This is a genomic window from Myxococcus sp. RHSTA-1-4 (assembly GCF_020037125.1).
Lineage (GTDB): Bacteria > Myxococcota > Myxococcia > Myxococcales > Myxococcaceae > Myxococcus.
Genome location: NZ_JAIQDG010000009.1, coordinates 146110 through 172324 on the forward strand (window position 1 = coordinate 146110; position 26215 = coordinate 172324).

The 26215-nt window shown below is 68.7% G+C and carries 17 protein-coding genes; 13 read left to right on the plus strand and 4 right to left on the minus strand.

What is annotated here, in order from left to right; all coding sequences use genetic code 11:
- Positions 1–36: 36 nt before the first annotated feature.
- Positions 37–1635 carry an ABC-F family ATP-binding cassette domain-containing protein gene (locus tag K8638_RS15040; protein WP_223755206.1) on the minus strand — a complete coding sequence of 533 codons (1599 nt, stop codon included), beginning with the start codon at positions 1633–1635 and terminating at the stop codon, positions 37–39.
- A 284-nt stretch (positions 1636–1919) separates the two neighbouring features.
- Between K8638_RS15040 and tgt the strand changes: the two genes are divergently transcribed.
- The 7 genes from tgt (at position 1920) to K8638_RS15075 (ending at position 13996) form a co-directional block, all read left to right on the plus strand.
- On the plus strand, positions 1920–3089 hold the full coding sequence (tgt, locus tag K8638_RS15045; protein WP_223755207.1) for a tRNA guanosine(34) transglycosylase Tgt: 1170 nt from the start codon (positions 1920–1922) through the stop codon (positions 3087–3089).
- Positions 3086–3943, plus strand: a complete 858-nt coding sequence (locus tag K8638_RS15050) for an MnmC family methyltransferase (protein ID WP_223755208.1) — start codon at positions 3086–3088, stop codon at positions 3941–3943. The genes tgt and K8638_RS15050 overlap by 4 nt, the downstream gene beginning before the upstream one ends.
- A 394-nt stretch (positions 3944–4337) precedes the next feature.
- Complete coding sequence (locus K8638_RS15055; RefSeq protein ID WP_223755209.1) at positions 4338–10766, plus strand: PA14 domain-containing protein; 6429 nt, start codon at positions 4338–4340, stop codon at positions 10764–10766.
- Positions 10767–10931: 165 nt separating this feature from the next.
- Positions 10932–11396, plus strand: coding sequence for a hypothetical protein (locus tag K8638_RS15060; RefSeq protein WP_223755210.1), 465 nt, complete (start codon positions 10932–10934; stop codon positions 11394–11396).
- Between the two features lie 616 nt (positions 11397–12012).
- Positions 12013–12282 (plus strand): GlsB/YeaQ/YmgE family stress response membrane protein, encoded by a 270-nt coding sequence (locus K8638_RS15065; RefSeq protein WP_223755211.1) that lies wholly within the window; start codon positions 12013–12015, stop codon positions 12280–12282.
- A 47-nt stretch (positions 12283–12329) separates the two neighbouring features.
- Positions 12330–13196, plus strand: a complete 867-nt coding sequence (locus K8638_RS15070) for an alpha/beta fold hydrolase (protein WP_223755212.1) — start codon at positions 12330–12332, stop codon at positions 13194–13196.
- Positions 13197–13210: 14 nt separating this feature from the next.
- A complete protein-coding gene (locus K8638_RS15075; protein WP_223755213.1) occupies positions 13211–13996 on the plus strand; it encodes an alpha/beta fold hydrolase in 786 nt (261 codons plus the stop codon).
- 5 nt (positions 13997–14001) lie between these two features.
- Here K8638_RS15075 and K8638_RS15080 read toward each other — a convergent pair whose 3' ends face one another.
- Together K8638_RS15080 and K8638_RS15085 are read right to left on the minus strand one after the other, a co-directional pair.
- Positions 14002–14616: a DUF2378 family protein gene (locus K8638_RS15080; RefSeq protein ID WP_223755214.1), complete on the minus strand. Its 615-nt coding sequence runs from the start codon at positions 14614–14616 to the stop codon at positions 14002–14004.
- Positions 14617–14697: 81 nt separating this feature from the next.
- A complete protein-coding gene (locus K8638_RS15085) occupies positions 14698–15726 on the minus strand; it encodes a LysR family transcriptional regulator (RefSeq protein ID WP_223755215.1) in 1029 nt (342 codons plus the stop codon).
- An 80-nt stretch (positions 15727–15806) separates the two neighbouring features.
- Between K8638_RS15085 and K8638_RS15090 the strand changes: the two genes are divergently transcribed.
- From K8638_RS15090 to K8638_RS15110, 5 genes are all read left to right on the plus strand, one after another.
- A complete protein-coding gene (locus tag K8638_RS15090; RefSeq protein WP_223755216.1) occupies positions 15807–16706 on the plus strand; it encodes an NAD(P)H-binding protein in 900 nt (299 codons plus the stop codon).
- A 91-nt stretch (positions 16707–16797) separates the two neighbouring features.
- Positions 16798–19536 (plus strand): bifunctional acetate--CoA ligase family protein/GNAT family N-acetyltransferase, encoded by a 2739-nt coding sequence (locus K8638_RS15095; protein ID WP_223755217.1) that lies wholly within the window; start codon positions 16798–16800, stop codon positions 19534–19536.
- A gap of 80 nt (positions 19537–19616) precedes the next feature.
- Positions 19617–19919, plus strand: coding sequence for a type II toxin-antitoxin system Phd/YefM family antitoxin (locus K8638_RS15100; RefSeq protein WP_223755218.1), 303 nt, complete (start codon positions 19617–19619; stop codon positions 19917–19919).
- Positions 19916–20248 carry a type II toxin-antitoxin system RelE/ParE family toxin gene (locus tag K8638_RS15105; RefSeq protein ID WP_223755219.1) on the plus strand — a complete coding sequence of 111 codons (333 nt, stop codon included), beginning with the start codon at positions 19916–19918 and terminating at the stop codon, positions 20246–20248. The genes K8638_RS15100 and K8638_RS15105 overlap by 4 nt, the downstream gene beginning before the upstream one ends.
- A 109-nt stretch (positions 20249–20357) precedes the next feature.
- Positions 20358–22907: an RNA helicase gene (locus tag K8638_RS15110; RefSeq protein WP_223755220.1), complete on the plus strand. Its 2550-nt coding sequence runs from the start codon at positions 20358–20360 to the stop codon at positions 22905–22907.
- Here the strand turns inward: K8638_RS15110 and K8638_RS15115 are convergent.
- Positions 22882–23340, minus strand: a complete 459-nt coding sequence (locus K8638_RS15115) for a hypothetical protein (protein WP_223755221.1) — start codon at positions 23338–23340, stop codon at positions 22882–22884. The genes K8638_RS15110 and K8638_RS15115 overlap by 26 nt on opposite strands.
- A 189-nt stretch (positions 23341–23529) precedes the next feature.
- Between K8638_RS15115 and K8638_RS15120 the strand changes: the two genes are divergently transcribed.
- Complete coding sequence (locus K8638_RS15120; protein ID WP_223755222.1) at positions 23530–26199, plus strand: phosphoenolpyruvate carboxylase; 2670 nt, start codon at positions 23530–23532, stop codon at positions 26197–26199.
- Positions 26200–26215 lie beyond the last annotated feature (16 nt).

Below are 26215 nucleotides of genomic sequence, written 5' to 3' on the forward strand. Positions count from 1 at the left end.
CGGCGATTCGTGCTTCAGCGCCGGAGCGCTGTCCGGCTAGCGGCGGCGGGCCGCGGCGTCGGCGTGCTTCTCCAGGAACTCGGAGTAGGGGCCGTTGAAGTCCAGCACCTCCTGGCCCTGCTGCAGCGACCAGATGCGCGTGGCCACCTCGGAGATGAGCTCCTGGTCGTGCGTGACGACGATGACCGTGCCCTCGTACTTCTGGAGGCCCTCGGCCAGCGCGGAGATGGACTCCAGGTCCAGGTGGTTCGTCGGCTCGTCCAGCACCAGCACGTTGTCCTGCATGATCATCAGCTTGGACAGGAGCAGGCGCACCGTCTCACCACCGGAGAGGGTGTCCGTGTTCTTCATCCGCTCCTCACCGGAGAAGAGCATCCGGCCCAGCACGCCGGAGATCTCCTCGTTGGTGAGCTTGTCGTGCAAGTCGCGCAGCCAGCCGAAGCAGGTGGTGCCCTTGCGGACGACGCCGTGGTGGTCCTGCGGCAGGTAGCCCACCGAGGCCTGGTGGCCCCAGGTCACCTTCCCACCGTCCGGCTCGAGCTGCCCGGCAATCATCTTCACCAGCGTGGACTTGCCCACGCCGTTGCGGCCGATGACGCAGACCTTCTCGCCCTTGCACACCAGGGCGTTGAACGGCTTGATGACCGGCTGGCCGTCGAAGGACTTGTGGATGCCCTCCACCATCAGCGTCTGCTTGCCGCTGACCACCTTCTGGTCGAAGCGGATGAAGGGCCGCGCGATGTTGGAGCGCTTCAGGTCGTCCGACTTGAGCTTCTCAATCTGCTTGATGCGGCTCTGCACCTGCGAGGCGCGGGTACCGGCGCTGAAGCGGGCGACGAAGTCCTGGAGCTGGGCAATCTTCTTCTTCTTCTCCGCCGTCTCGGACTCGACGCGGCTGCGCAACTGCGCCTTCTGGCGCACCATGTCGTCGTAGCCGCCGGTGTACTGGATGATGGTCTCGTAGTCGATGTCCGCGATGTGCGTGCAGATGGAGTTGAGGAAGTGCCGGTCGTGGCTGATGGTGATGAGCACGCCCTCGAACGCGTGGAGGAAGTTCTCCAGCCAGCGGATGGAGTCGATGTCGAGGTTGTTCGTGGGCTCGTCGAGGAGCAGCCCCTCGGGCTTGCCGAACAGCGCCTGCGCGAGCAGCACGCGCAGCTTCAGGCCGCCGGTGAGCTGCCGCATCGGGCCCTCGTGGAAGGACTCCTCGATGCCGAGGCCCGCCAGCAGCGTGGCCGCGTCACTCTCCGCGGAGTAGCCGTCCTCCTCGGCGATGACACCCTCCAGCTCGCCCAGGCGGTTGCCGTCCTCCTCGGTGATGTCCGCCTTGGCCAGGAGCGCGTTCTTCTCCGACATGGCGGCCCACAGGTGCTTGTTGCCCATGAGCACCACGTCGAGGACGCGGTCGTTCTCGTAGCGGAAGTGGTCCTGGCGGAGGATGCCCAGCTTGCGAGGCCGGACGATGCTGCCCATGTCCGCTTCCTCGTCTCCGGCGAGGATCTTCATGAAGGTGGACTTCCCGGCCCCGTTGGGACCGGTCAGGCCGTAGCGGCGGCCCGGCGAGAAGGTGACGTTGACCTCCTCGAAGAGCTTCTTGGGCCCGTAGGCCTTGGAGACGTTGATGACGTTGAACATGGCGGCGGCGTTGTAGCGGAAATGGCGCGGTGGGCCAAAGAAGCAAGGTGTTTCGCGTCCCCGGCCCTTTCGCGGTGACCCCATGTAACCGCGGGAAGGGCGCGAAAAATGCCGCCCGGAGCCCCCGGGGCGGCGCATCCCACCCGGAGGTTCCGCTGTGCCTGGACGCCCGCCCGGGGGGCGGGGAGGGCCCAAGGGGGATGTGGGGGCATGGCGGGCGGGGGAGCAGGCAAGGGCAGATGGTTGCGGTGCCCGCCGGGTGTGACGGGTATAAGGGCCGTTCAATGGCCGTCCGCTTCGAGCTCGTCACCACCGACCCCACCGGCGCCCGCGCTGGCATCCTGCACACCCGCCGGGGCTCGTTCCCCACTCCCATGTTCATGCCGGTGGCCACCCACGCCGCCTTCCGGCACCTGGGCACCGAGGAGGTGAAGGAGACGGGCGCCAGCATCCTGCTGGCCAACACCTACCACCTGATGCTCCGCCCGGGCGCGGAGGTGTTCAAGCGCTTCGGGGGCATCCATCCGTTCATGCAGTGGGACGGCGGCATCCTCACCGACTCGGGTGGCTTTCAAATCTTCTCCCTGCCCGAGGACCGGCTGATTACCGAGAGGGGCGCCCACTTCCGCAGCTTCCACGACAACAGCCGGCAGCTGCTGAGCCCCGAGTCGAGCATCGCCATGCAGCAGGCGATCAACTCCGACATCATGATGGTGCTCGACGTGTGCATCGACTCGCGCACGGACGAGGCGGGCACCCGCGAGGCCATGGAGCGCACCCACCGCTGGGCCGTGCGCAGCCTGGAGGCGAAGGCGAAGCACGAGACGGGACAGGCGCTCTTCGGCATCGTCCAGGGCGGTGTGTACCCGAACCTGCGCGACGAGAGCTCGGCCTTCCTGACGAAGCTGCCCTTCGACGGCTTCGCCATCGGCGGGCTGGCGGTGGGCGAGACGAAGGCGGAGCGCGAGACGATGACGGCCCGCGCCACCGCGTCGCTGCCGGCGGACAAGCCGCGCTACCTCATGGGGGTGGGCACGCCCACGGACCTGATTGAGGCGGTGCTGCGCGGCGTGGACATGTTCGACTGCATCATCCCCACGAAGATGGCGCAGCAGGGCTATGCGTACACGTTCGGCGGGCTGGTGCGCATCAGCCGCACCGCGTACCGGCTGGACGACACGCCACTGGATGCCGAGTGCGACTGCTACGTGTGCAAGCGCTACACGCGCGGCTACCTCCAGCACCTGGTGCGCGGCCGGCACCACCTGGGCTCGCGGATGCTGTCCATCCACAACGTGCGGCACTACCAGAAGCTGATGGGGCGCATCCGCGAGGGCATCCTCCGCGGCACGTATGACCAGGTGGCCCGCGAGCTGAAGGCGGCCATCGCCACGCCGAAGGACTTGAAGGAAGAGGCGCTCTCGCGCGAGGTGACGCTGAAGGAGGTCGGGTGAGCACGGGGACTGTTCCCGAGGCCAACCCGCGCGACGGGGACTTCGAGGTCGTCACCCTGCGCAACGGCGCGCGCGCCGTGCGGCACCTGGGCCATGGCGAGGTGATGCACCCGTCCGTGGGGCCGTGGCAGGAGGCGCTCCGGCTGTATGTGGAGCAGCCGCGCCTGGCCGAGCGCCTGCGCCAGCCGGGGCCCGCACTGGTCATCCACGACGTGGGCCTGGGGGCCGCCACCAACGCGGTGGCCGCGCTGACCTGCGCGCGCGCCCTGGGGGCGGAGCAGCAGCGGACGCTGGAGGTGGTCAGCTTCGAGGTGGACCTGGCGCCGCTGCGGCTGGCGCTGGCGGACGCCGCGGGCTTTCCCTTCCTCCAGCCCTTCCGGGAGGCGGCCGAGGCGCTGATGCGCGACGGTGTCTGGGAAGGGGAGGGTGTGCGCTGGCGGCTGCTGCTCGGGGACGCGGTGCCGCACCTGGACGGGGCGCTGCCGGTGGCGGACCTCGTGTACTTCGACCCGTTCTCCCCCGCGTCCAACCCGGACATGTGGACGGAGGCGGTGCTGGCGCGGGTGCGCCGGCACTGCCGCGAGGATGGGGAGGGGGCCCTGCTGCTGACGTACAGCGCGGCCACGCCGACGCGGGTGACACTGCTGCTGGCCGGCTTCTACGTGGGGGCCGGCGTGTCCACCGGGACGAAGGGTGAGACGACGGTGGGCGCCACGCGGCGGGAGTCGCTGGAGCTTCCGCTGGGGGCGCGGTGGCTGGAGCGGTGGAAGCGCTCGTCATCGCGGGCACCCCATGGCGCGCAGCTCACGCCCGAGGTCGAGGCGCGCGTGCTGGTGCATCCGCAGTGGCGGTGAGGCAGCGGGGCCTGACGGCGCAGAGGAAACGCACGTAGCCTGCCTCGGCGACGTTCTTCATCAGTTCGACAGAACCCAGGTGTCGTCGGATATGGACGCGGCTCCTCGCGTCCATCCCATGCATGGGCGCGCGTGCTCAAGCATCCACGGTGAAAGGCTGTCGTAAGCCACAACCAGCTCGACCCAGGCCGTCCGCCATGGATTTCTTCACCGAGACGCAATATGCGATGGCGTCAGTGTTTTGCTCCAACAGCAGCATAGTCGTTGGATTTGTCAGACCATCCAGCCCATTCACTTGCGTTCCGGCTGAGTCCTTGTTGGTACTTGACTGCACGTGCAATTCCGATAGGTGAGCTGTCTGAGCTTGGACGGTGTCGTCTGTCAGAGGGGGCGTATGAGGACGAAGTGGAAGGCATTGGGGGCCGCCGCGAGCGCGGTGTTCGTCGCGTTGCTGGCCGTGCGCTGTGGGCACGAGGTGCCGGGCGGAGAGGCGCCGATGGCGCTGGCCACGCGCAGCCAGGCGTTGCAGGTGCCGGGCCTCAGGGCCGAGTACTTCGATGATGACGCGCTGCAGACCCTCGTCACCGTGCGTGTCGACTCACAGGTGGACTTCGACTGGGAGTATGGGACTCCGGCGGGGACTGCCCTCTCCAGTGGCGACACCTTCAGCGTGCGCTGGACGGGCTCGGTGACGGCGCCGGTGACGGGGCTCTATACCTTCACCACCTCGACGGATGACGGCGTACGGCTGTGGGTCGGGGGACAAAACGTCATCAACAATTGGACCCTTCAGGACGACTACGACCCTCTGTCCAGCGGGACGGTGTCGCTGGTGGCGGGGCAGACGTACGCCCTCGTCATGGAGTACTTCGAAGGCCCGGGAGGGGCGCTCGCGCGGTTGCTCTGGGAGTACCCCGGTCAGGCGCGGCAGGTGGTGCCCGCCAGTGCGCTCAGCCACGACGACGGACCCACTGTTCCAGGTGTGCCGCCGCTGGTGGAGACGGGGACGGCGACGGACTTCGCCGACGCAACCTCTTTCCTCTATGAGGGCAGCAACCCGCCGCAGACGGGAGTGGCTCCCGGGACGATGGAAGCCCGCCGGGTGGCGGTCGCTCACGGGCGCGTGCTGGACAGGGCCGGTGCGCCCTTGGCGGGCGTCAAGGTGACGGCGCTCTCCCACCCCGAGTGGGGGCAGACGCTGACGCGGGCGGATGGCGCCTATGAGTTCGCCGTCAACGGTGGCGGTCTTGTCGTCCTTCAGTTCGAGAAGGCAGGCCTGCTGCCGGTGCAGCGTGGCGTGCAGACGCCGTGGCGTGACTGGGTGGCCGTGGAGGATGTTGCCCTGACGGCCCTTGACCCTGTCGTCACCGTCGTCAATGCCAATGCCTCGACGCTGCAGGTGGCTCGTGGCAGCACGGTGTCGGATGCGGATGGCGCTCGGCAGGCCACCCTCCTCGTGCCTGCTGGCACCGGCGTCACCCTGACGCTGCCCGACGGTACCACCCAGGCTCTCTCCAGCATGTCCGTGCGCGCCACGGAGTACACCGTCGGCACGGATGGCCCCCGGGCCATGCCCGGGGCTCTGCCCCCCGCGAGTGGCTACACGTACGCTGTCGAATGGAGTCTGGACGAGGCGCTCGCCGCGGGGGCCACCCGCGTCTCCTTCAGCCAGCCGGTGTACTTCTACCTGGAGAACTTCCTGGCGTTCCCCGTCGGCACCGACGTGCCCACGGGCTACTACGACAGGCAGGTGGGCGCGTGGAAGGCGGACGAGGACGGGCGCGTCATCAAGGTGGTGAGCATCACCAATGGCCGGGCGGACGTGGATGTTACAGGTGACGGGTTGGCCGACACGGGCGCACCCCTCTCGGACCTGGGGCTCGGCGATGAAGAAAGGCAGCGCCTGGCGACGCTCTACTCGCCGGGCTCTTCCCTCTGGCGCGTGCCGCTGACGCACCTGACGCCTTGGGACTGCAACTGGCCCTTCGGCTTTCCCGACGACGCCATCGGTCCGCCAGACGAGGCGCCTCTCGCCGACGAGCCCGAGCCGGAGCCCTGCAAGACGTCCGGTAGCGTCATCGAGTGTGAGAATCAGACGCTGGGAGAGGTGCTGCCCGTCGCCGGCACTCCCTACACGCTGCACTACCAGAGTGACAGGGTGCCCGGGCGCACCAGTCGCTATGGCTTCGAGGTGGCCGTCACGGGCGCCAGCGTGCCGCAAAGCCTCAAGTATGTCATTGTCAACATCTCTGGCGCTGGTCGTTCCTGGCGCTACATCTTCGGTTCGACGCCCAACCGGCGTTTCACCTTTCAGTGGGACGGGAACGACAGGTGGGGACGTCCGCTCCAGGGCGCCCAGGTCTTTCGGGTCGATGTGGGTTACGCCTACCGCGGTGTCTATCGGAATCCGGCGGACTTCACGCGCAGCTTTGGCGCGGTCGGCGGGGGCGTCATTGCCAGTAGCAATCGGGATACAACGGAGGTGTTCCTCTGGCGACGCTGGGCGCAGAAGTTGGTGCCGTACCATGTGCTGGGCCTGTCGCTGGGGGGGTGGACGCTGAATGCGCACCATACCTTCGAGTCCACCTTTGGCACGTTGCACCGTGGAGATGGGGCGAGGCAGTCCGCTCAGGCCGTCGGTTCGGTCTGGAAGTTGGTTTCGGGAGGGGGGCAGAGCGTTACCGACGGAGGCATCGCCACGGAATCAGGCTTCGCGGTGAATCATCTCACCGCGGGCCCGGATGGGTCCTTATATGCCATGGACACCCAGCAAGGCGTCATTCGCCGCATTGCGCCGGATGGGCGTGTTTATACGGCGGTGGGCTGTAAGACTGGGTGTTCCGTCTCGGACGGTGGCGTCGGCGCGCCCGCAACGTCGACCGACTTTGGCACCCTCTGGGCCCATGCGCTGGGGCCGGACGGCAGTCATTACGTCACGAAAAACAATAACCGGATGTACCGCATCACGCCGGATGGGATTGTCCATCATTTCGCCGGCAATGGCGCGCTGCCCCTTACCGGTACCGAGGGAGAGGGCGGGCCCGCCACACAGGCCCCCATCGGCCACGTCGGGTTCATCAAGGTTTCGTCAGCCGGGGATGTCTACTTCAGTACCTCGGTGAATGACTATGCCCTTCGAAGGCGTATTCGTCGGGTGGATGCGGAGGGAATCATCACCACGGTGGTGGGAGATGGCACCGATGCGAAGAGCCCCACCCCCGTTCCGGCCTTGAGCACAGGGGTGGGGGGGCATACTCGCGCCGCGGGATTCGACTCGTCCGGGGCTTTGTATTTCGTGGGGCAGAGTGACTACCGCATCCGGAAGCTTGATGCGGATGGAATGGTGTGCAGTGTCTTGGGGAACGGAGTCGCTTCCTCGACCGGGGATGACGGGCCCGCGGTGACCGCGACGATGGCCGGCTTCATCCAGGAGGGAGGGACCGCCCTGGGGCCTGATGGCTCGCTGTACTTTGTTGATGGGTATCGAGTCCGCCGCATCGGGCCTGACGGGATTGTCTCCACTGTCGCGGGAACCGGGCTGAACGGAAGCGGTTATCCGGTGGAGGGGGCCAGCGCGCTCCAGACGAACCTCTATCCCTACCCCTTGACGCTCGCGGTGGCTCCCGACGGAACGCTGTACATCGGGTTCAGCCCCCCCCACCGTGTGTACAAAGTTGTCTCGCCGTCCAGCGGGTTCACGCTGGGGGAAGTGCTCGTGCCCTCCGGGGATGGGCGCGAGACGTACATCTTCTCGGGAGGTCGCCACCTGCGCACGCTGGACGCACTCTCGGGGGTGCCGCTGCTGACCTTTGGCTACGATTCGGCCGGAAGGCTCGTCACCCTCACGGATGCCAACGCGCAGGTGACCACCATTGAGCGGCAGTCCGATGGCCGGCCGACCGCCATTGTCGCGCCCGGAGGCCAGCGCACCGAACTGACGGTGTCTCCGGAAAGGCTTCTCTCCCGGGTGGAGAACCCCAACGACGAGGCGGTAGCGCTGGAGTACAGCGCCGGGGGACTGCTCACGAAGCTCACCGACCCGCGAAATGGCGTCCACTCCTTCGAGTACGACGCGTCCGGCCGGTTGCGGAAGGACAGCAACCCGGGCGGTGGCTTCAAGTCGCTGACACGCTCCAAGCCGGCTTCGGGGCCCGGCGCCGGCAAGGCGGGCTTCGCGGTGGATGTGACCACGGCCGAGGGACGCGTCACCCGGCACACTTCGGAAAGGGTGGGCAGTCTGCAGCGGCGCACCACTCGTACTCCCGCGGGAATCACCACCGTGACGGACAGGGGGGCCAATGGCGTGGACGTCACGACGCACCCGGACGGCACGACGGAGATCGTGCGCTCCGGCAGCGACATCCGCTTCGGAGCGGGAACCCCCTTCGTGGCGGGCCACACGACAACGCTGCCTTCGGGCCTTGCACGCGTGGCCTCGGCCAGTCAGTCCGTGACGCGACCCACGGGCGCCAACGCGCTGGACCCCTTCGCCTACACCACGGCGACGTGGACCTCCGTCCTCAATGGAAAGTCCACGAGCACCGTCTTCACGAAGGACACCGGGCGCTTCACGCGCACCAGCCCCATGGGCAAGAAGGTGTACACGGACATCGACGCGCAAGGCCGAATCACTCGCTTCGAGGTGCCGGGGCTCACGCCCGTCACGTATGGCTACCACCCGGATGGCAAGCTGGCCTCCGTCACACAGGGCGTGCGCACGCAAACCTTCGACTACCACTCCAGTGGGGCGGCGAAGGGCTGGCTCGCGTCCGCGACCGACTCCTTGAGCCGTACCACCAGCTTCACCCAGGATGCCGCGGGCCGACTCACGGGCTCCATGTTGCCAGGCCCTCGCGCGCTCTCCTTTGGCTACGACGCCGCGGGGAACCTCACCTCACTCACTCCCCCCGGGAAGCCCGCGCACGCCTTTGACTACACGCCCAATGACGTGGAGGACGTCTACACGCCGCCCGCAGTTGATGGAGCAGGTAGTGTCAGCACGTCGGCGACGTACAACCTGGACGACCAGCCCTCCCTTGTCAGCTTCCCGGACAGCACCTCCGCCTCGTTCACCTACGACACCGGTGGGCGCCTCGCGACGGTGACGACGCCGCGCCACACGGTGACGGCGGGCTACTCGCCTACGACGGGGCACCTGGAGAGCCTTACCGACAGCGCCGCGTCGGACGGCAGCGGGGCCAGTCTTGCTTTCACCCGCGACGGTCCGCTGGTGACGGGGGTCACCTGGACAGGTGGCATCTCGGGGACTGTGGGCTACACGTACAACACCAACTTCGATGTGGCCTCCGTCAGCGTCAATGGCTCCAACCCCATTGCGTACACCTACGACAACGACAGGATGCTGTCGGCTGCTGGCAGTCTCACGGTTACTCGGAATACCTCGAATGGGCTGCTCACCGGCACCACGCTGGGGAGCGTCACGACGACGCAGGGCTACAACCTCTTCGGGGAAGTCACGAGCCTCGTCGCCAGGTACGGCACGGCGACGCTCTACTCGGCGACGCTGACGCGTGACAACGCGGGCCGCATCACGAGTCGCGTCGAGGCGGTGCAAGGCGGCGCGGCCCTGACCTGGGGCTACACCTACGATGCGGCGGGCCGTCTCGAGACCGTCACCCTCAATGGTGCAGCCCATGCGTCTTACGGCTACGACGCCAATGGCAACCGCACATCGCAGACGGAGGGCGGTGTCACCACGACGGCCACCCATGACGACCAGGACCGGTTGCTGACGCGCGGAGCAGCCAGCTACACCTGGGGGCCCCGCGGGGACTTGCAGACGAAGACGGTGGGCACGGACGTCACCCAGTACACCTACGACACAACTGGCAACCTGACTGCGGTCTCGCTGCCCGATGACACCCAGGTGGCCTACGTGATTGACGCCGCCAACCGCCGCGTGGGCAAGCGCGTCAATGGCAGCTTCACCCAGGCCTTCCTCTACGACGGGCAGTTGCGCGTCGTGGCGGAGTTGGACGGGACGGGCAGCGTGGTGAGCCGCTTCGTCTATGGAACGCGAGGCCACTCCCCGGACTACATGGTGAAGGGCGGTGTCACCTACCGCTTCGTCTCGGACCACTTGGGCAGCCCTCGCCTCCTCGTCAACACCGCCGATGGCGGCGTGGTGCAGGCCCTGGAGTACGACGCCTGGGGCAACGTCCTGGCTGACTCCAACCCTGGCTTCCAGCCCTTCGGTTTCGCCGGTGGGCTCTATGACGCCCACACCAAGTTAGTGCGCTTTGGCGCACGGGACTATGACGCCGAAAGCGGTCGCTGGGCGGCCAAGGACCCCATCCGTTTCAGGGGCGGGGAGACCAACTTCTATGCGTATGTGCTGGACAATCCGGTCAATTACATCGACCCCAAAGGTCTCGACACTCAGGTCATCATCACGTACGACTCCGATCGACATGGGACGCACGTTGCTATCCGAGTGGACAATGCAGGAGACGGAGAGCCAGTCCTGTTCGATCTCGGCGGATCGTACACTGTTGACGGGGAGCGGGGTAGCGGCGGGTATTTCGAAGCAGAGCAGGCGGCGCTTGGGCCCTACATCAAGTACCATGTCGACAGTGGTGATGGAGTCTTGATCTATAACGTCAACACCGCACCTGAGGACGAGCGAAAGATCGCGGAGAACTTTGGATACCATGACCCTGCTGGGACGCACGACATCACACCGGGATTGTGCGTTTCGGCCGTCTCTTCGAGCATCTCTGGCGTGGGACCGTTTAAAGAGATCAAGCCGACCCTCTTTCCCGGCAACTTTTCCAGGCAGATGCGGCGGGTGTTCGGCTATTGAGCAGCTTTACGGCAATACTCGTAGGTGAAATTCTGCGTGCTCAAAGAACGCGTAGCGGGCAGTCTCCCTCCCGCTTCGTCGAGCGGCCATTCTTGATGGGGACCGTCGTACAGGAACTATACTTGGCTGACTTCCCCACCTTGACCCCGGGCAAGGTGCAGGACCATGAACGAAAACTCCGTGAAGGCGGTAGGTGCGCTGGCTGCGCTGGCGGTCATTTTCAGCATGGCCGCACTGACTGACCTCGATACATCTGCGGCCGGTTGGCTCAAGGGGCGCCATCTCATTGCACACCGCGCCCTGTTCTTCGGAAGCCTCTTGGTGGCGCTGTTGGCCATGCCCGAACCTCGTCATAGAGGTATCCTTCGCTCAATTTTTCGTGGGATGGGTACTGGGCTGTTGGTTGGCTACGCCAGCGGGGTCGTCGCCTTTCTGCTTGTCCCTACCGTAGAGGGGCTTGGCTGGCGGGGAATGAAGAGCCCTTTCGAGGTTCATCAAGGATGGATGATGATGTTTAGTGCACCTTTCCTGAGCCTCTCGTGGCTTGCAGGGGCGCTGGCTTTTGCGATTCGGAACTGCCTGTACGTTGTTTTACAACAGGTGCTCCAGTTGCCTCCTCATGGAAGGTAGTCAAGTCTCCAGTTGCAAACGGCACCGTGTTGTCTTCCGGATTGGCCAGCAAGCCTCTTGCTCTGGCCTTGATCCGCTTGCCGCACGTGCCCGCGAGGTGTGTAGCAACATCAAAACAACTGGGTGCGTTTCGACCTGCGCGTTTAGGCGATGGTGAGCCCCCATTCCGGCTCAAGCCGAACAGTCGGAGCGCCAACCAAGTAGGCGAGCAGCCTGCCGTTCATCTTCTGCTTGAGCATGGGGAAGTCGGCCGGAGGTGGTTCGGGTCCATCTGGCCAGCGTTCGCGCGGAGGGGACGGTCTGGGATGGTGACAGCTCAACGGAAGTCGCTCGCTCCTAAGAGGTTCAAGCAGGCGGACGATTTCTCCCCACGGCGCCGCTTGTTCTTGAATCCAGGTCCCGCCGGCTCCACGCACTCCGCTCGGCCAGCCTGATGAGATTGGTTTGACACGGAGAACGACCCGCTGGGAGGCGGACGACCAGACGATGGCAAGCCCTCAGGCTCGCTTGGCACGGCGCCCCCACGCGCCCCATCTCTAGAAGGGGCCACGTCACACGGCGGGAACAGGCTCCCCGTGCACCCGCGGGGAGGCGCACGGCCCACGGAGAGATACGCATGGCGCCTTTCGCGTTCATCATCATCGGGTGGGTCATCGGCCTCTTCGCCCGGGCCATCCTCCCCAGCATGCGGCACATGGGGCTCATCTCCATGCTCCTCGTCGGCATGGTGGGCGCCGTCATCGGAGGCATGTTCGCGGGCACCTTCAACGCGCCGGGCACGTCACTGTTCGTCCTCCAGCCCGCCAACATCGTCGGCTCCGTCATCGGGGCGATCGCGGCGGTCCTCATCGTGCACGTCCTCAACCGGCAGCGCGCCCACGCCTGACGCCAGCCCGGAAGACACCCGGGCCCTTCTGGAGTATTCGGGAGGAGATGCATGACGCCCTGCACCTGGATGATTGGGGCGGCACCGGCCCGGTGCTGCACCTGGCCCATGCCAACGGCTTCCCGCCGGGCAGTTACCGCAAGCTCATCGACTTCCTGAAGCCGCGCTACCGCGTCGTCACGATCCGGAGCCGTGCGCTCGTGCCGGGCTCGGACCCGCGAGCGCTGCGGAACTGGCACGACCTGGCGGACGAACTGGTCCACGCCCTGCGCTCGCGCGGGCTGCGAGACGTCATCGGGGTGGGGCACAGCGTGGGAGGCGTCGCCTCGCTGCTCGCCTCCGTGAAGGCACCGGAGCTCTTCCGGGCCGTCGTCGCGCTGGACCCGGTGCTCCTCACCGGCAAGCGCCTGTGGATGCTCCAGGCGGCGTCGCTGCTCGGGATGCGGAGCCGGATGCCCCTGGCCCGCGGAGCCCGGCGCCGCCGTGAGCGCTGGAGCTCTCGTGAAGAGGTCGCCGCCAGCTACCGGAAGAAGGCGCTCTTCCACCGGCTCGACCCCGAGGCCTTCCAGGACTACCTCACCCACGGACTCGTGGAGCTGCCCGGGGGCGGCGTCCGGCTCGCCATCCCCGCGGAATGGGAGGCACGCGTCTTCGAGACGATTCCCCACGACGTGTGGCCCCGGCTGCGCTCGGTGAAGGTGCCCTCGCTGGTGGTGCGCGGAGACCACACCGACACGCTCACCCCGGAGGCCCTGGCCCGTGTGCGGCGCACCGTTCCCGGCGTGCGCACCGAGGCGCTTCCGGGCACCCACCTGTTCCCGCTGGAGCAGCCGGAGGCGTGTGCACGGAGTGTCCTCTCGTTCCTCGATTCGCTGGACGCGGACCGGGGGCCCGGGTTGGTCCGCCCGGCGTGATGGAGGTCCACCGCATGAGCGTCGAAGAGTCGGTACGTGTCGAGCTGCCGGGGAGCCGGTACCGCGTCCTGCGGGGGCGCTCCTCGGGAACGACTCCCGTCATCGTGTACCTGCATGGGCTGGGCTGCGCCGGGAGCCGGGACTGGCCTCCGGTGGCGCACAGCGCCGCGCTCGAGGGCCGGGCCAGTCTCTGGGTGGACCTCCTCGGCTTCGGCGAGAGCGACCGCCCCCGGGACTTCAGCTACGAGCTCGCGGAGCAGGCTCGGCTCCTCGTGGGACTGCTGGGGCCTGACGCCGGGCGCGTGGCCCTGGTGGGTCACAGCATGGGCGGCACGCTGGCCCTGTTGGTCGCGGAGGAGCTCGTCCGCGCCGGGCGTCCTCCCTCGGCCCTGCTGGTCGCCGAGCCGAACCTCCGCCCCGAGGACGCCACCGGGAGCGCCGTGGCCGCGGCCACGCCCGTCGACGACTTCGTCGCGAACTGGCCCCGGTGGGTGGCGTCGATGGACTCTCCCGCGTACCGGGAGACCGTGCGCCTCGCGGACCCGGTGGCCTTCCACCGGAGCGCGACCTCGCTGGTCCGGGTGGGGCAGGGGCTCATTCCCCGCCTGGCCGCACTGCCCGTTCCGGTGAAGGGCTACATCCTCGGGGAGCGCAGCGACGCCACGACGCACGAGACGGCCCGCCAGGTGGCCGCCGCGGGCCTCCCCGTCATCACCGTGCCGGCGTCCGGGCACGGCTTCTCCGAGGACAACCCGGAGGGCTTCGGACGCGCCATCTCCGAGCTCCTGGCTCGAGGCTGAGTCACCTACGCCCGAGGCCGAGGCGCGCCACCATCCTCCGTCGCGGTGAGACCGGCCTCGGCGGGCACTTCCGACCAGCGGATGTGGAAGGTGGCCGAGGTGCCGTCGAACTCCTCGGGCACCGCCACCACCCGCCACCCACCGCACAGCTCCACCGCCCGGGTCAGCAGACCCGACGCGAACGTGGGCAGGTCCGCCAGCACGTCGTTCATCTTCAGCTCCACCGAAGTGGGGCCACGCTCAACGATTTCGACCTCACTGAAGTTGTTGCCGGCGCGAAAGCCCATGTCCGTCCGCAACAGCATGCGCCGAGGCCCGGCCAGCCGGACGACGCCCAGCAGGGCCCGGCCGAAGAAGGTGCCAAAGTAGGCATCCATGAAGCGCTCGCCCAGCGAGTAGTACGCGGCCTCGGCGGGGACGCCGGCATAGACGTGACCGGCGGCGATACGGAGGAACTCCTTCCACTGCTCCAAGGTGTAGGTCCGCGCCAGCTTCTGCTCCAGGTCCAGCCCCGCCCGGCGGAGGTGCTCGCGGCACGCCGGGGTAAGGCGGTTTTCCAGAGCGCGCACGAAGAGCGCGTCGACCGTCTGGTTGAAAACAAGCTTCTCGGAAGAAGTCATAGGTGTAGCACCCTACACCGTCCGGGCCGTGGGATGCTCGCCCACCCTTGAATCTGCGTTCAGTGTTTCAGCCCGGGAGTGTCAGGAAGGTTGCGCGCGACGCACCCTCCGTGAAGACCCGGCAGGTCGTGACGCGGCGCCTCCTGCCGCCCGGAGCACCAACCCCCGCAGCCAGCGGTGTGCCGGGTCATCGTCGAACCGCTCGTGCCATATCTGCGGGACGTCGAAGGACCTGAGCGCCACGGGCGGGGGGAGGACCTGGAGGGGCCAGGCCCCGGTGAAGGTCTCCACCAGCCGGCGGGGCGCGGTGAGGACATGGTCCGAGCGGACCATCGCCAGGGGCGCGGTGAGGAAGTAGGGCAGGCGCAGGCCGATGCGCCGCGAGCGCCCTTGCAGCGCCAGCGCGGTGTCCACGATTCCGGCCCCCTCGCCCCGGGGGCTGATGAGGACGTGAGGTAGGCGCAGGTACGTCTCCAGGTCCAGCCCCTTCCGGGTGGCGGGGTGGCCTTCCCGGACGACGCAGACGAAGTCCTCCGTGAAGAGCTTCTGCTGGCGCAGCCCGGGGGCGAGCGGGGGGAAGGCGGCCACGCAGAGGTCCACCTCGCCGCTCTCCAGGAGCGAGGGCAGCTGGTCCGGGAGGAGGTGGCGGACCACGAGGTCCACGTGGGGCGCCTCCTGGCCCAGCAGCGCGAGCAGCTCCGGCAGCAGCGTGGCGGCGAAGTAGTCACCGGTGGCCAGCGTGAAGCGGCGCGTGGCGGTGCGGGGCTCGAAGACGGGCTCGTTGCTCAGCGCCCGGCGCAGCTCGATGAGCCCGCGGTGGACGGGCGCGGCGAGCTGCTCCGCGCGCGGCGTGCGCATCATGCCGCCTCGGCCGCGGATGAGCAGCGCGTCTCCCAGCAGCTCGCGAAGTTGCCGCAGCGAGTGGCTCATGGCGGACTGGGTGACGCCCACCCGCTCCGCCGCCCGGGTGACGTTGACCTCGGTCAGCAGCGCGTCCAGCGCCACCACCAGGTTGAGGTTGATACCGGACAGGTCCACGGGGGCCGGGGGCACGGCTTCCGCCGGCTTCGCGGCCGGAGGGCGGGGACGGCGGGCATGAGGGGCGCTCATGTGCATATGAATACCATGCAGTGGCCTCATGCCGGAGACGCGAGCAGTTTTGCCCCATCTCGCAGTCACCGGAGCCACCCATGAGCATCGTCATCAACACCCCCAATGGACAGATTGGCCGTCTTCTCGCGCTGCGCCTGCTGGAGGCCGGCCGCCCCCTCACCGTCATCAGCCGCACCGCCGACAAGGTGGCGGACCTGGTGACGCGCGGCGCGAAGCGGGTGCAGGGCTCCACCGACGACGCCGCGGTGTTGGACGGCGCGCTGGCGGGCGCGGAGGCGCTGTTCTGGCTGACGCCTCCGGTGAGCTCGCCGGACTTCGTCGCCTGGGCGAAGCAGGCCGCGCAGACGGCCGCGAAGGCGGTGAAGGCGCACGGGGTGAAGCGCGTGGTGGTGCTGTCCAGCGTGGGCGCGCAGCACGGCTCCGGGACCGGCCCGGTGAACGCGATGCAGGGCGTGGAGGAGGCGTTCAAGGCCGTCTGCGCGGACGTGACGATTCTCCGGCCGGGCTTCTTCATGGAGAACTTCCTGCGCGACGTGGGGACGCTGGCGAAGACGAACTCGCTCTTCATGCCGGTGCCCCGGACGAAGGCCGTGCCCTTCGTCGCGGTGGCGGACATCGCCGCGAAGGCCGCCGAGGTGCTGCTCGACGCGGGCTGGAAGGGGCACCGCTACGTGGGCGTCCACGGGCCGGCGGATGTGACGTACGCGGAGATGGAGTCCATCTTCACGGAGGCGCTCGGCCGGCCCGTGCGCTACGTGCAGGTGACGCTGGACGACGCGCGCAAGGGCATGGCCGCCGCGGGCCTTCCGGGTTGGCTGGTGGACATCTACGCGGAGATGTACGGCGGCATTGGCGACGGCCGCATGGACCCGGCCGAGCCCCGCTCCGCGCAGACGACCACGCCCACCACCCTGGCGAAGTGGGCGCGCGAGGTGCTCAAGCCGGCGGTGGACCGGGCGGCTACCTCGGCGGCGTAGCGGGTGCCCCGCCGGCAGTGACGCCTGTCACACGGAGTCCACCATTCGGGCATTGCGCGCGGCCCGGACTCCGGCTGAAACACGGTGTTCCATGGACTCGCGCGCTCCCGGCTCCCAGAAGAAGGACCCGTCCCACAACGTGCTCCACCAGCAGCACACGCGGCTGCCGCTGGACGTCATCTTCTCGCCTCGCAGCGTGGCGGTGGTGGGGGCCAGCGAGCGCCCCGGCAGCGTGGGGCGCACCGTCCTCTGGAACCTCATCAGCAATCCCTTCGGGGGCACCGTCTACCCCGTCAACCCCCACCGGCCCAACGTGCTGGGCATCAAGGCGTGGCCGTCCCTGCGCTCCCTGCCGGAGGTGGTGGACCTGGCCGTCATCATCACCCCCGCGCCCACGGTGCCCGGTGTCATTCGCGAGTGCGCGGAGCTGGGCGTCCGGGGCGCCATCATCATCTCCGCGGGCTTCAAGGAGACGGGGCCGGAGGGGGCTCGGCTGGAGCGGGAAATCCTCGACATCGCGCAGGCGGCGCGCATCCGCATCATCGGCCCCAACTGCCTGGGCGTCATGCGGCCTCCGAGCGGCTTCAACGCGACGTTCGCCGGTGCCATGGCGCGGCCGGGCAACGTGGCCTTCATCAGCCAGAGCGGCGCGCTGCTCACCGCCATCCTCGACTGGAGCCTGCGCGAGGCGGTGGGCTTCAGCGCCTTCGTCTCCGTGGGCTCCATGCTGGACGTGGGCTGGGGCGACCTCATCGACTTCCTGGCCGATGACCCGATGACGCGCTCCATCCTCCTCTACATGGAGTCCATCGGCGATGCGCGCGCCTTCCTCTCCGCCGCGCGCGAGGTGGCGCTCAACAAGCCCATCATCGTCATCAAGGCCGGGCGCACCGCGCAGGCCGCGCAGGCCGCCGCGTCCCACACCGGCACGCTGACGGGCAGCGACGAGGTGCTCAGCGCCGCCTTCCGCCGCTCGGGCGTGCTGCGCGTGGACTCCATCGCCGACCTCTTCTACATGGCGGAGACACTGGCCCGGCAGCCCCGTCCCGCCGGGCGGCGCCTCACCCTCCTCACCAACGCGGGCGGCCCCGGCGTGCTCGCCACGGACGCGCTGGTGGCCGGGGGCGGCGAGGTGGCCGTGCTCGGCGAGGACACGCGCAAGTCGCTTGACGCCTTCCTCCCGCCGGAGTGGAGCCATGGCAACCCGGTGGACATCCTCGGCGACGCGGACCCGGAGCGCTACGCGAAGGCGCTGGAGGTGGCGGGGAAGGACCCGAACAGCGACGGACTGCTGGTCATCCTCACCCCGCAGGACATGACCGAGCCCACGAAGACGGCGGACCGGCTCAAGCCCTTCGCGAAGCTGCACGGCAAGCCGGTGCTGGCGAGCTGGATGGGCGGCTCGGAGGTGGCCGCGGGCGAGCGCATCCTCAACGACGCGGGCATCCCCACCTTCAACTATCCGGACACCGCGGCGCGCATCTTCAATTACATGTGGCGGTACACGTACAACCTGGCCGGGCTGTACGAGACGCCCACGCTGGCGGAGGAGCACGGCGCCGCCCGGGACGAGGCGCGCCGCCAGGTGGAAGAGGCCCGTGCGGCCGGGCGCACGCTGCTGACGGAGTACGAGTCCAAGCGGCTGCTGGCCGTGTATGGCATCCCCACGGTGGAGACGCGCCTGGCCCTCACCGAGGACGCGGCGGTGGCCGAGGCCGAGTCGCTGGGCTTCCCGGTGGTGGTGAAGCTGCACTCGCTGACGGTGAGCCACAAGTCGGACGTCGATGGCGTGCGGCTGGACCTGCGGGACGCGGACGCGGTGCGCGCGGCGTTCCGGGGCATCCGCGAGCGGCTGGCGGAGCTGGGGCAGCCGGGCGCGTTCGACGGCGTCACCGTGCAGCCCATGGTGAAGCTGGGCGGGTACGAGCTCATCGTCGGCAGCAGCGTGGACGCGCAGTTCGGGCCGGTGCTGCTGTTCGGCGCGGGCGGCACGCTGGTGGAGGTGTTCAAGGACCGGGCGCTGGGGCTGCCGCCGCTCAACACGACGCTGGCGCGGCGGATGATGGAGCAGACGCGCATCCACCAGGCGCTGCGCGGCGTGCGTGGGCGGCAGCCGGTGGACCTGGCGGAGCTGGAGCGGCTGATGGTGCGCTTCAGCCGCCTGGTGGTGGAGCAGCGCTTCGTGAAGGAGGTCGACATCAACCCGCTGCTGGCCTCGCCCGAGCGGCTGCTGGCGCTGGACGCGCGCGTGGTGCTGCACCCGTCCACGGTGCCGGAGGCGGAGCTGCCGAAGCTGGCCATTGAGCCCTACCCGTTGCAGTACGTGGCGCCGTACAAGATGCCCAATGGGGAGGAGGTCCTGCTGCGGCCCATCCGTCCCGAGGACGAGCCGCGGATGGCGGAGTTCCACCGGACGCTGTCCGAGCACACGGTGTTCCTGCGCTACGCGGGGCTGTTGCAGCTCAGCACACGGGTGGGGCACGAGCGACTGGCGCGCATCTGCTTCAACGACTACGCGCGGGAGCTGGCGCTGGTGGCGGAGCGCAAGAGCGGCGAGCTGCTCGGGGTGGGCCGGCTGACACGTCTGCGGGGCTCGCTGGACGCGGAGTTCGCCATCCTCATCAGCGACCAGGTGCAGAAGCAGGGCCTGGGCACGGAGCTGCTCCGCCGGCTGGTGGACATTGGCCGCGACTGGGGGATGCAGCGCATCGTCGCGGACATCCTGTCGAACAACCGGCCCATGCAGACCATCAGCCGGAAGCTGGGGTTCTCCATCCTCCCCCACGAGGAGCTGTCCCCGGACATGGTGAAGGCGGTGAAGGTGCTCTGAAGCTCGGGTTACGGGCTGAAATCTGACTGGTTCGCGGACCGTTATCGGACTAAATCCAATTGGCACATTGGAGGTGCTCGATGCGGTCCCTGCGCGTTTCCGAAGACATCGTCCCCATCAGCGACTTCAAGGCCCAGGCGTCGGAGTGGCTGAGAAGGCTGGGGGAGTCAGGCCAGCCGCTGGTCATCACCCAGAATGGCAAGCCCGCGGGCGTGCTGCTGTCCCCTGAGTCCTTCGATGAGCTGACGGAGAAGATCCGCTTCATCGGGTCAATCGAGGAGGGGCTCGAGGATGCAAGGGCAGGGCGTGTACACACGCATGACGACGTGGTGTCGGAGATGAAGAAGCGCTACCGCAAGCCCGCAAGGCCTGGCTCGAGGTGAAGCGCCGCACTCCGTCGGGCCGTGCGCTCCGGGTCGTCTGGACGGAACGCGCACTGAGGGACCTTCGCGATATCGGCGACTTCATCGCCCGGGACGATCCAAGAGCCGCGGGACTTTGGGTCGGAACGCTGGTCCAGGCCGCCGAGTCTGTCGCGGCGCTCCCTCGCTCCGGGCGAGTGGTGGCGGAGCTGGGGCGCGACGACATCCGGGAGGTTCTCCGCCGCAGCTACCGCATCGTCTACCGTGTCCGGAGCCGGACGCTGGAGGTACTGACGGTCTTCGAGGGACACCGCCTGCTTCCGCGACGGGCCATTCCTGACGAGTCCTGACCCGGGGGCGGTGCCGCCGGCCAGGGAAGCGTTCTCCTTCACGCATCGTGCGTCGGCAGGCGATTTTTCCCGGTGAGGGCGCGGTCCGCCGCCTAGAGTCTGCCGTGTGATGGCCACCTCTGAAAACCAAGCGCCGCTCGCCGCCCTGCTCCCCAAGCCGGGAGAGCCTCCCCTGGACGCGGATGAGATCCTCAATCGCTTCGTCGGCTACGTGGCGACGAACGGGCTGAGCCTCTACCCGGCCCAGGAGGAAGCCATCCTGGAGCTGCTGGCGGGCAAGCACCTGTTCCTCAAGACGCCCACGGGCTCCGGCAAGTCGCTGGTGGCCACCGCCCTCCACTTCAAGGCCATGGCCGAGGGCAAGGTCTCCTTCTACACCTGCCCCATCAAGGCCCTGGTGAACGAGAAGTTCTTCGCCCTCTGCGACGCCTTCGGCGCCGAGAACGTGGGCATGCTCACCGGCGACGCCAGCATCAACCGCAACGCGCGCATCATCTGCTGCACGGCGGAAATCCTCGCCAACCTCGCGCTGCGCGACGCGGGCACCCGCGTGGACTACGTCGTCATGGACGAGTTCCACTACTACTCCGACAGGGAGCGCGGGGTGGCGTGGCAGCTCCCGCTGATTGCCCTGCCGGACACCACGTTCCTGCTGATGTCCGCCACGCTCGGCCCCACGCACGTCATCGAGGAGAGCCTGCAGAAGCTCTCCAGCCGCGAGGTGGCCACCGTGCGCAGCGACCAGCGCCCCGTGCCGCTGGACTTCGACTACCGCGAGACGCCCCTGCACGAGACGATTGAAGACCTCATCGCGCGCGGGAAGTACCCCATCTACCTGGTCAACTTCTCCCAGCGCGCCGCCGCCGAGCAGGCGCAGAACCTCATGAGCGTGGACTTCTCCACCAAGGAGGAGAAGGAGGCCATCCGCCTGGCGCTGATGGACGCGCCCTTCGACACGCCCTACGGCAAGGAGTTCCAGCGCTTCCTCCGCCACGGCATCGGCATGCACCACGCGGGCCTGCTGCCCAAGTACCGGCTGCTGGTGGAGAAGCTGGCGCAGGGCGGCCACCTCAAGGTCATCAGCGGCACGGACACGCTGGGCGTGGGCGTCAACATCCCCATCCGCACCGTGCTCTTCACCCAGCTCTTCAAGTTCAACGGCGAGAAGCTGACCACCCTGAGCGTGCGCGACTTCAAGCAGATTGCCGGCCGCGCGGGCCGCAAGGGCTTCGACACCCAGGGCAGCGTGGTGGCCCAGGCCCCCGAGTACGTCATCGAGAACATCAAGCAGGCGGCGAAGGAGGCCGCGGGCAAGAAGAAGGCCCCCAAGGCCAAGCCGCCGCAGAAGGGCTTCGTCCAGTACGACCGCAACACCTTCGAGCGGCTCCAGAACGGCATGCCCGAGCCGCTGGAGTCCCGCTTCGCGGTGTCGCACGGCATGATTCTCAACCTCCTCCAGAGCGAGCACGAGACGGCGGGCCGCGGCGGCTACCGCCGGCTGGTGCAGCTCATCCAGCGGTGCCACGACTCGGACTTCCTGAAGCGCCGGCACCTGAAGGAAGCGGCCCGGGACTTCCGCACGCTGGTGGGCGCGGGCATCGTCGAGGTGGTGCGCGGCCAGAATGGCTCCGGCGCCCACGTGAAGGTCGCGGGCGAGCTGCAGCACGACTTCAGCCTCAACCACACGCTGTCGCTGTACCTGCTGGAGACGCTGGAGCTCCTGGACCCCACCACGGACACGTACGCGCTGGACGTGGTGACGCTGGTGGAGTCGATTCTGGAGAACCCGGACGTGGTGCTCTACGCGCAGCTCAACCAGCTCAAGGGCGAGAAGGTCAACGAGCTGAAGGCGCAGGGCATGGAGTACGACGACCGGATGGAGGAGCTGGAGAAGCTGGAGTGGCCCAAGCCCAACCGCGACTTCATCTACGGCACCTTCAACAAGTTCGCGCAGAAGCACCCGTGGGTGGCCGAGGAGAACATCCGCCCCAAGTCCGTGGTGCGGGACATGTTCGAGCGCTTCATGTCCTTCCACGACTACGTGCGCGAGTACGGCCTGCAGCGCAGCGAGGGCGTGCTGCTGCGCTATGTGAATGACGTCTACAAGACGCTGGTGCAGACGGTGCCCGAGCGCTTCCGCACGGAGGAGGTGGAGGACTTCTGCGACCACCTGCGCGCCACGCTGCGGCAGGTGGACTCCAGCCTCCTGGACGAGTGGGAGCGGATGAAGAACCCGGACGTGGCCATCGCCGCGAAGCCGGTGGTGGAGCTCAAGCCGAAGGAGCTCACCGACGACCCGAAGGCCTTCGCCGCCCGCGTACGCGAGGAGCTGCATCGGCTGCTCAGGGCGCTGGGGCAGAAGCGCTACATGGACGCGCTGGCCATGCTGGACAACCCACTGGGCGAGTGGACCGCGCCCAAGCTGGAGCAGGCCATGGTGCCGTACTTCGAGGAGCACAAGGTGGTGGTGCTCACGCCCCAGGCGCGCAGGCCCGCCAACACCTTCCTCAAGGAGGCCGGGACGCGGCTCTGGGAGGTCCAGCAGCGCATCATGGACCCCGAGGGACACGGGGACTGGATGCTCGACTGCGAGATTGACCTGCGGGACAGGAAGCTGGACGACGGCCCCATCCTCATCCTTCGCCGGGTGGGGATGTAGCCGGCGTCGCCTCCGCCACGTCCAGCGCGCCCGTGGCGCCGGGCTCCAGCACCCACTGCCACTCCCGGGTGGCGAAGACGACGCGGTCCGTCTCGCAGCGGACCTCCAGCTCCGCGTCCTCGATGGTCCACGAGCCAATCCACACCGTCGTCTTGCGGACGCACTCGGAGCCGCCGCACTCCTCCGTGTCCGCCACCCACACCCGGCCTCCCGGCACGGCGGGGCAGGAGAGGGGCTCGGCGTAGCGGAGCAGCGGCGCGTCCGTGGCCTCGGGGTCCTCCATGAAGAACTGGGACTCGTCCACGGTGCCCACCAGCTCGGCCATCTCGTGGGGCGCGCCCTCCGTGTAGGGGACCTCCTCCTGGGCCAGTGCCAGGGGCGCGGCCAGCCAGCCACACAGCAGCGTCACCTTCCCAAACCGTGTCGTCCACATGCCTCGGGCTCCCCGCCGCGGACTCGTGCGCGGCTCACGGGCGGGGTGTTGTGCAAGGCCCGGACCGGGCCTCCGTGTGGCTCCGGAGACACGGGGCCGGCGCATGGGCGCACACATCGTCCGGTGCCGGGCGAATGCCGCGTGAATGGCCGGGCCGGAGATGTGGTGCGGCGTTACGGTTGAAGGCGTATGGCCCGACCACGTGCCCTGGAACAGCCCCTCCGTCGTGACGTCCGCCTGCTCGGCAGGCTCCTCGGGGAGGTGCTCGTCGAGCAGGAAGGGAAGGCGCTCTACGACCTGGAGGAAGAGGTGAGGCGCCTGGCCATCCAGCGCCGGCGCGGGCCGGTGGCGGGGCGGCGAGCCGCGGCGGCGGAGCTGGGAGAGGTGCTCCAGCGTCTGCCCATGGAGCGGGCCGAGCCCGTGCTGCGCGCCTTCTCCGTCTACTTCCAGCTCGTCAACATCGCGGAGCAGCACCACCGCATCCGCCGCGCGCGCACCCACGCGGCCTCGGCTTCCGCCCGTCCGCAGCGCGGCTCACTGGAGGCCACGCTGCTGTCGCTCAAGGCCTCCGGAGTACCGCCCCAGCGCGTGCGTGAGGCCCTGCGCCACATGCGGGTGACACTCACGCTCACCGCGCACCCCACGCAGGCCGTGCGCCGCACGCTGCTGGAGAAGCTCTACCGCATCTCCAGCCTGCTGGAGGACCGGGACCGCTGCCAGCTGACGCCCCGGGAGTCCGCCGACAACCTGGAGTCCCTCCGAGAGGAAATCACCACCCTCTGGCAGACGGACGAGCTGCGCCGCGAGCGTCCCACCGTGGGCGACGAGGTGAAGAACGTCCTCTGGTACGTGGAGGAGGTGCTCGCGGAGCAGCTCTCCCTCACCCCGGAGCTGCTGGAGTGGGCCTTCGAGCACGCCTATGGCGAGCCGCTCGGGCCGGTGGGCACGCCGGTGCGCGTGCACTCCTGGGTGGGCGGGGACATGGACGGCAACCCGCTGGTGACGCCGGAGGTGTTCGCGGACACGCTGCGCGCGCACCGCGCCCGTGGCCTCAGGCGGCTGCTGAGAGACCTGGAGGAGCTGGGTGGCAGGCTCTCCCAGTCGGAGCGGCACGCACGGCCGTCGCCGGAGCTGGAGGAATCCCTGGCCCGCGACGCGGCGGAGCTGCCCGAGGTGGAGCGCCGCCAGGGCCCTCGCACCACCGGTGAGCCGTGGCGCCGGAAGATGCGCTTCATGGAGGAGCGCCTTCAGCGCGCCCTGCGGTACGTGACGGCGCAGCGGGCCGGAGAGCCGCTGGAGATGCCGGCCGGAGCCTACCGGACACCGGAGGCGTTGCTGGGAGATATGGACCTGCTGGCGCGCTCGCTGGAGGAGGCGAAGGGCGCCCACGCGGGACTGCGGCGGCTGCGCCGGATGCGGGAGCAGGTGTGCGCGCTGGGCCTGTCCCTGGTGGAGCTGGAGGCCCGCGTGCCGGCCGAAGACGCGGTGAGCGCGGCGGCCTCTCTGGATGGGGGGCCTCCGCCGTCGGAGGGTGGGGCGCGGCTGCTCGCGGTGCTGGCGCGACTGAAGGAGGCACAGGCCGAGTCGGGCGAGCCGGCGTGCCGCACCCTCATCCTCAGCATGGCCAGCACGTCGGAGGACGTGCTCGCGGCCTTCCGCTGCGTGAAGCACGCGGGCCTGTGGGACGCGACGCGCGGCTGCGCCACCGTGGACGTGGTGCCCCTGTTCGAGCAGCTCGGGGCGCTGGACGCGGGGCCGGATGTGCTGCGCGAGCTCTTCGCCCATCCGGAGTACCGTCGGCACCTGGATGCGCGGGGCGTGCAGGAGGTGATGGTGGGCTACAGCGACTCCGGCAAGGAGGTGGGACTCCTGGCGGCGAGCGCGGCGCTCCAGCGCGCGCAGGTGACGCTCACGGAGACGGCGCGCGAGGCCGGGGTGCCGCTGCGCCTGTTCCACGGCCGCGGTGAGTCCGTGGCCCGCGGCGGAGGCCCGGCGCAGGAGGCCATCCTCGCGCTGCCTCCGGGCGCGGTGGCGGGTGGCTACAAGGCCACGGAGCAGGGCGAGGCGCTGGACCACAAGTACGCGCGCCCGGAGCTGGCGCGGCGCACGCTGGAGCTAATCCTCGGCGGCGTGCTGCTGCACACGCTGGACGCGCAGCCGCGCCCGCCGCCCGAGGACGAGAGCACCTTCCGCGCCGTGTTCGACACGCTGGCGGAGACGGGACGGCGCGAGTACCGCGCGCTCGTCTGGGAGGACCCGCGCTTCCTGGAGCTGTTCACCGCGGCGACGCCGGTGGAGGAAATCGCGTCGCTGCCCATCGGCTCGCGCCCCAGCAAGCGCAAGGCGGGGGGACTGGAGACGCTGCGCGCGATTCCGTGGGTGTTCGCCTGGACGCAGAACCGGGCCATCCTCCCCGGCTGGTACGGAGTGGGCTCGGCCCTGGAGGCGTACTCGCTGGAGCCGGGTGGGGCGGAGCGGCTGAAGCGCATGTACCGGGAGTGGCCCTTCTTCCGCTCCGTCATCGACAACGTCACCATGGTGCTGGCCAAGTCGGACATGGCCATCGCCAGCCGCTACGCGAAGCTGGCGCCCCGCTCCACGCGGCCGCTGTGGCGGCGCATCCAGCAGGAGCACCGGCGCACGCGCAAGCAGGTGAAGGCGCTGACGGGCGAGCTGAAGCTGCTGGACCACAACCCGCGGCTCCAGCGCAGCATCGCCCTGCGCAACCCCTACGTGGACCCGATGTCCTTCCTGCAGGTGGAGCTGCTCATGCGCAAGCGCGAGGGACAGACCGAGTGCGACCGGCCGCTGCTCCTCACGCTCAACGGCATCGCCGCCGGCATGCGCAACACGGGGTAGGCTGGCCGTGGCGGGC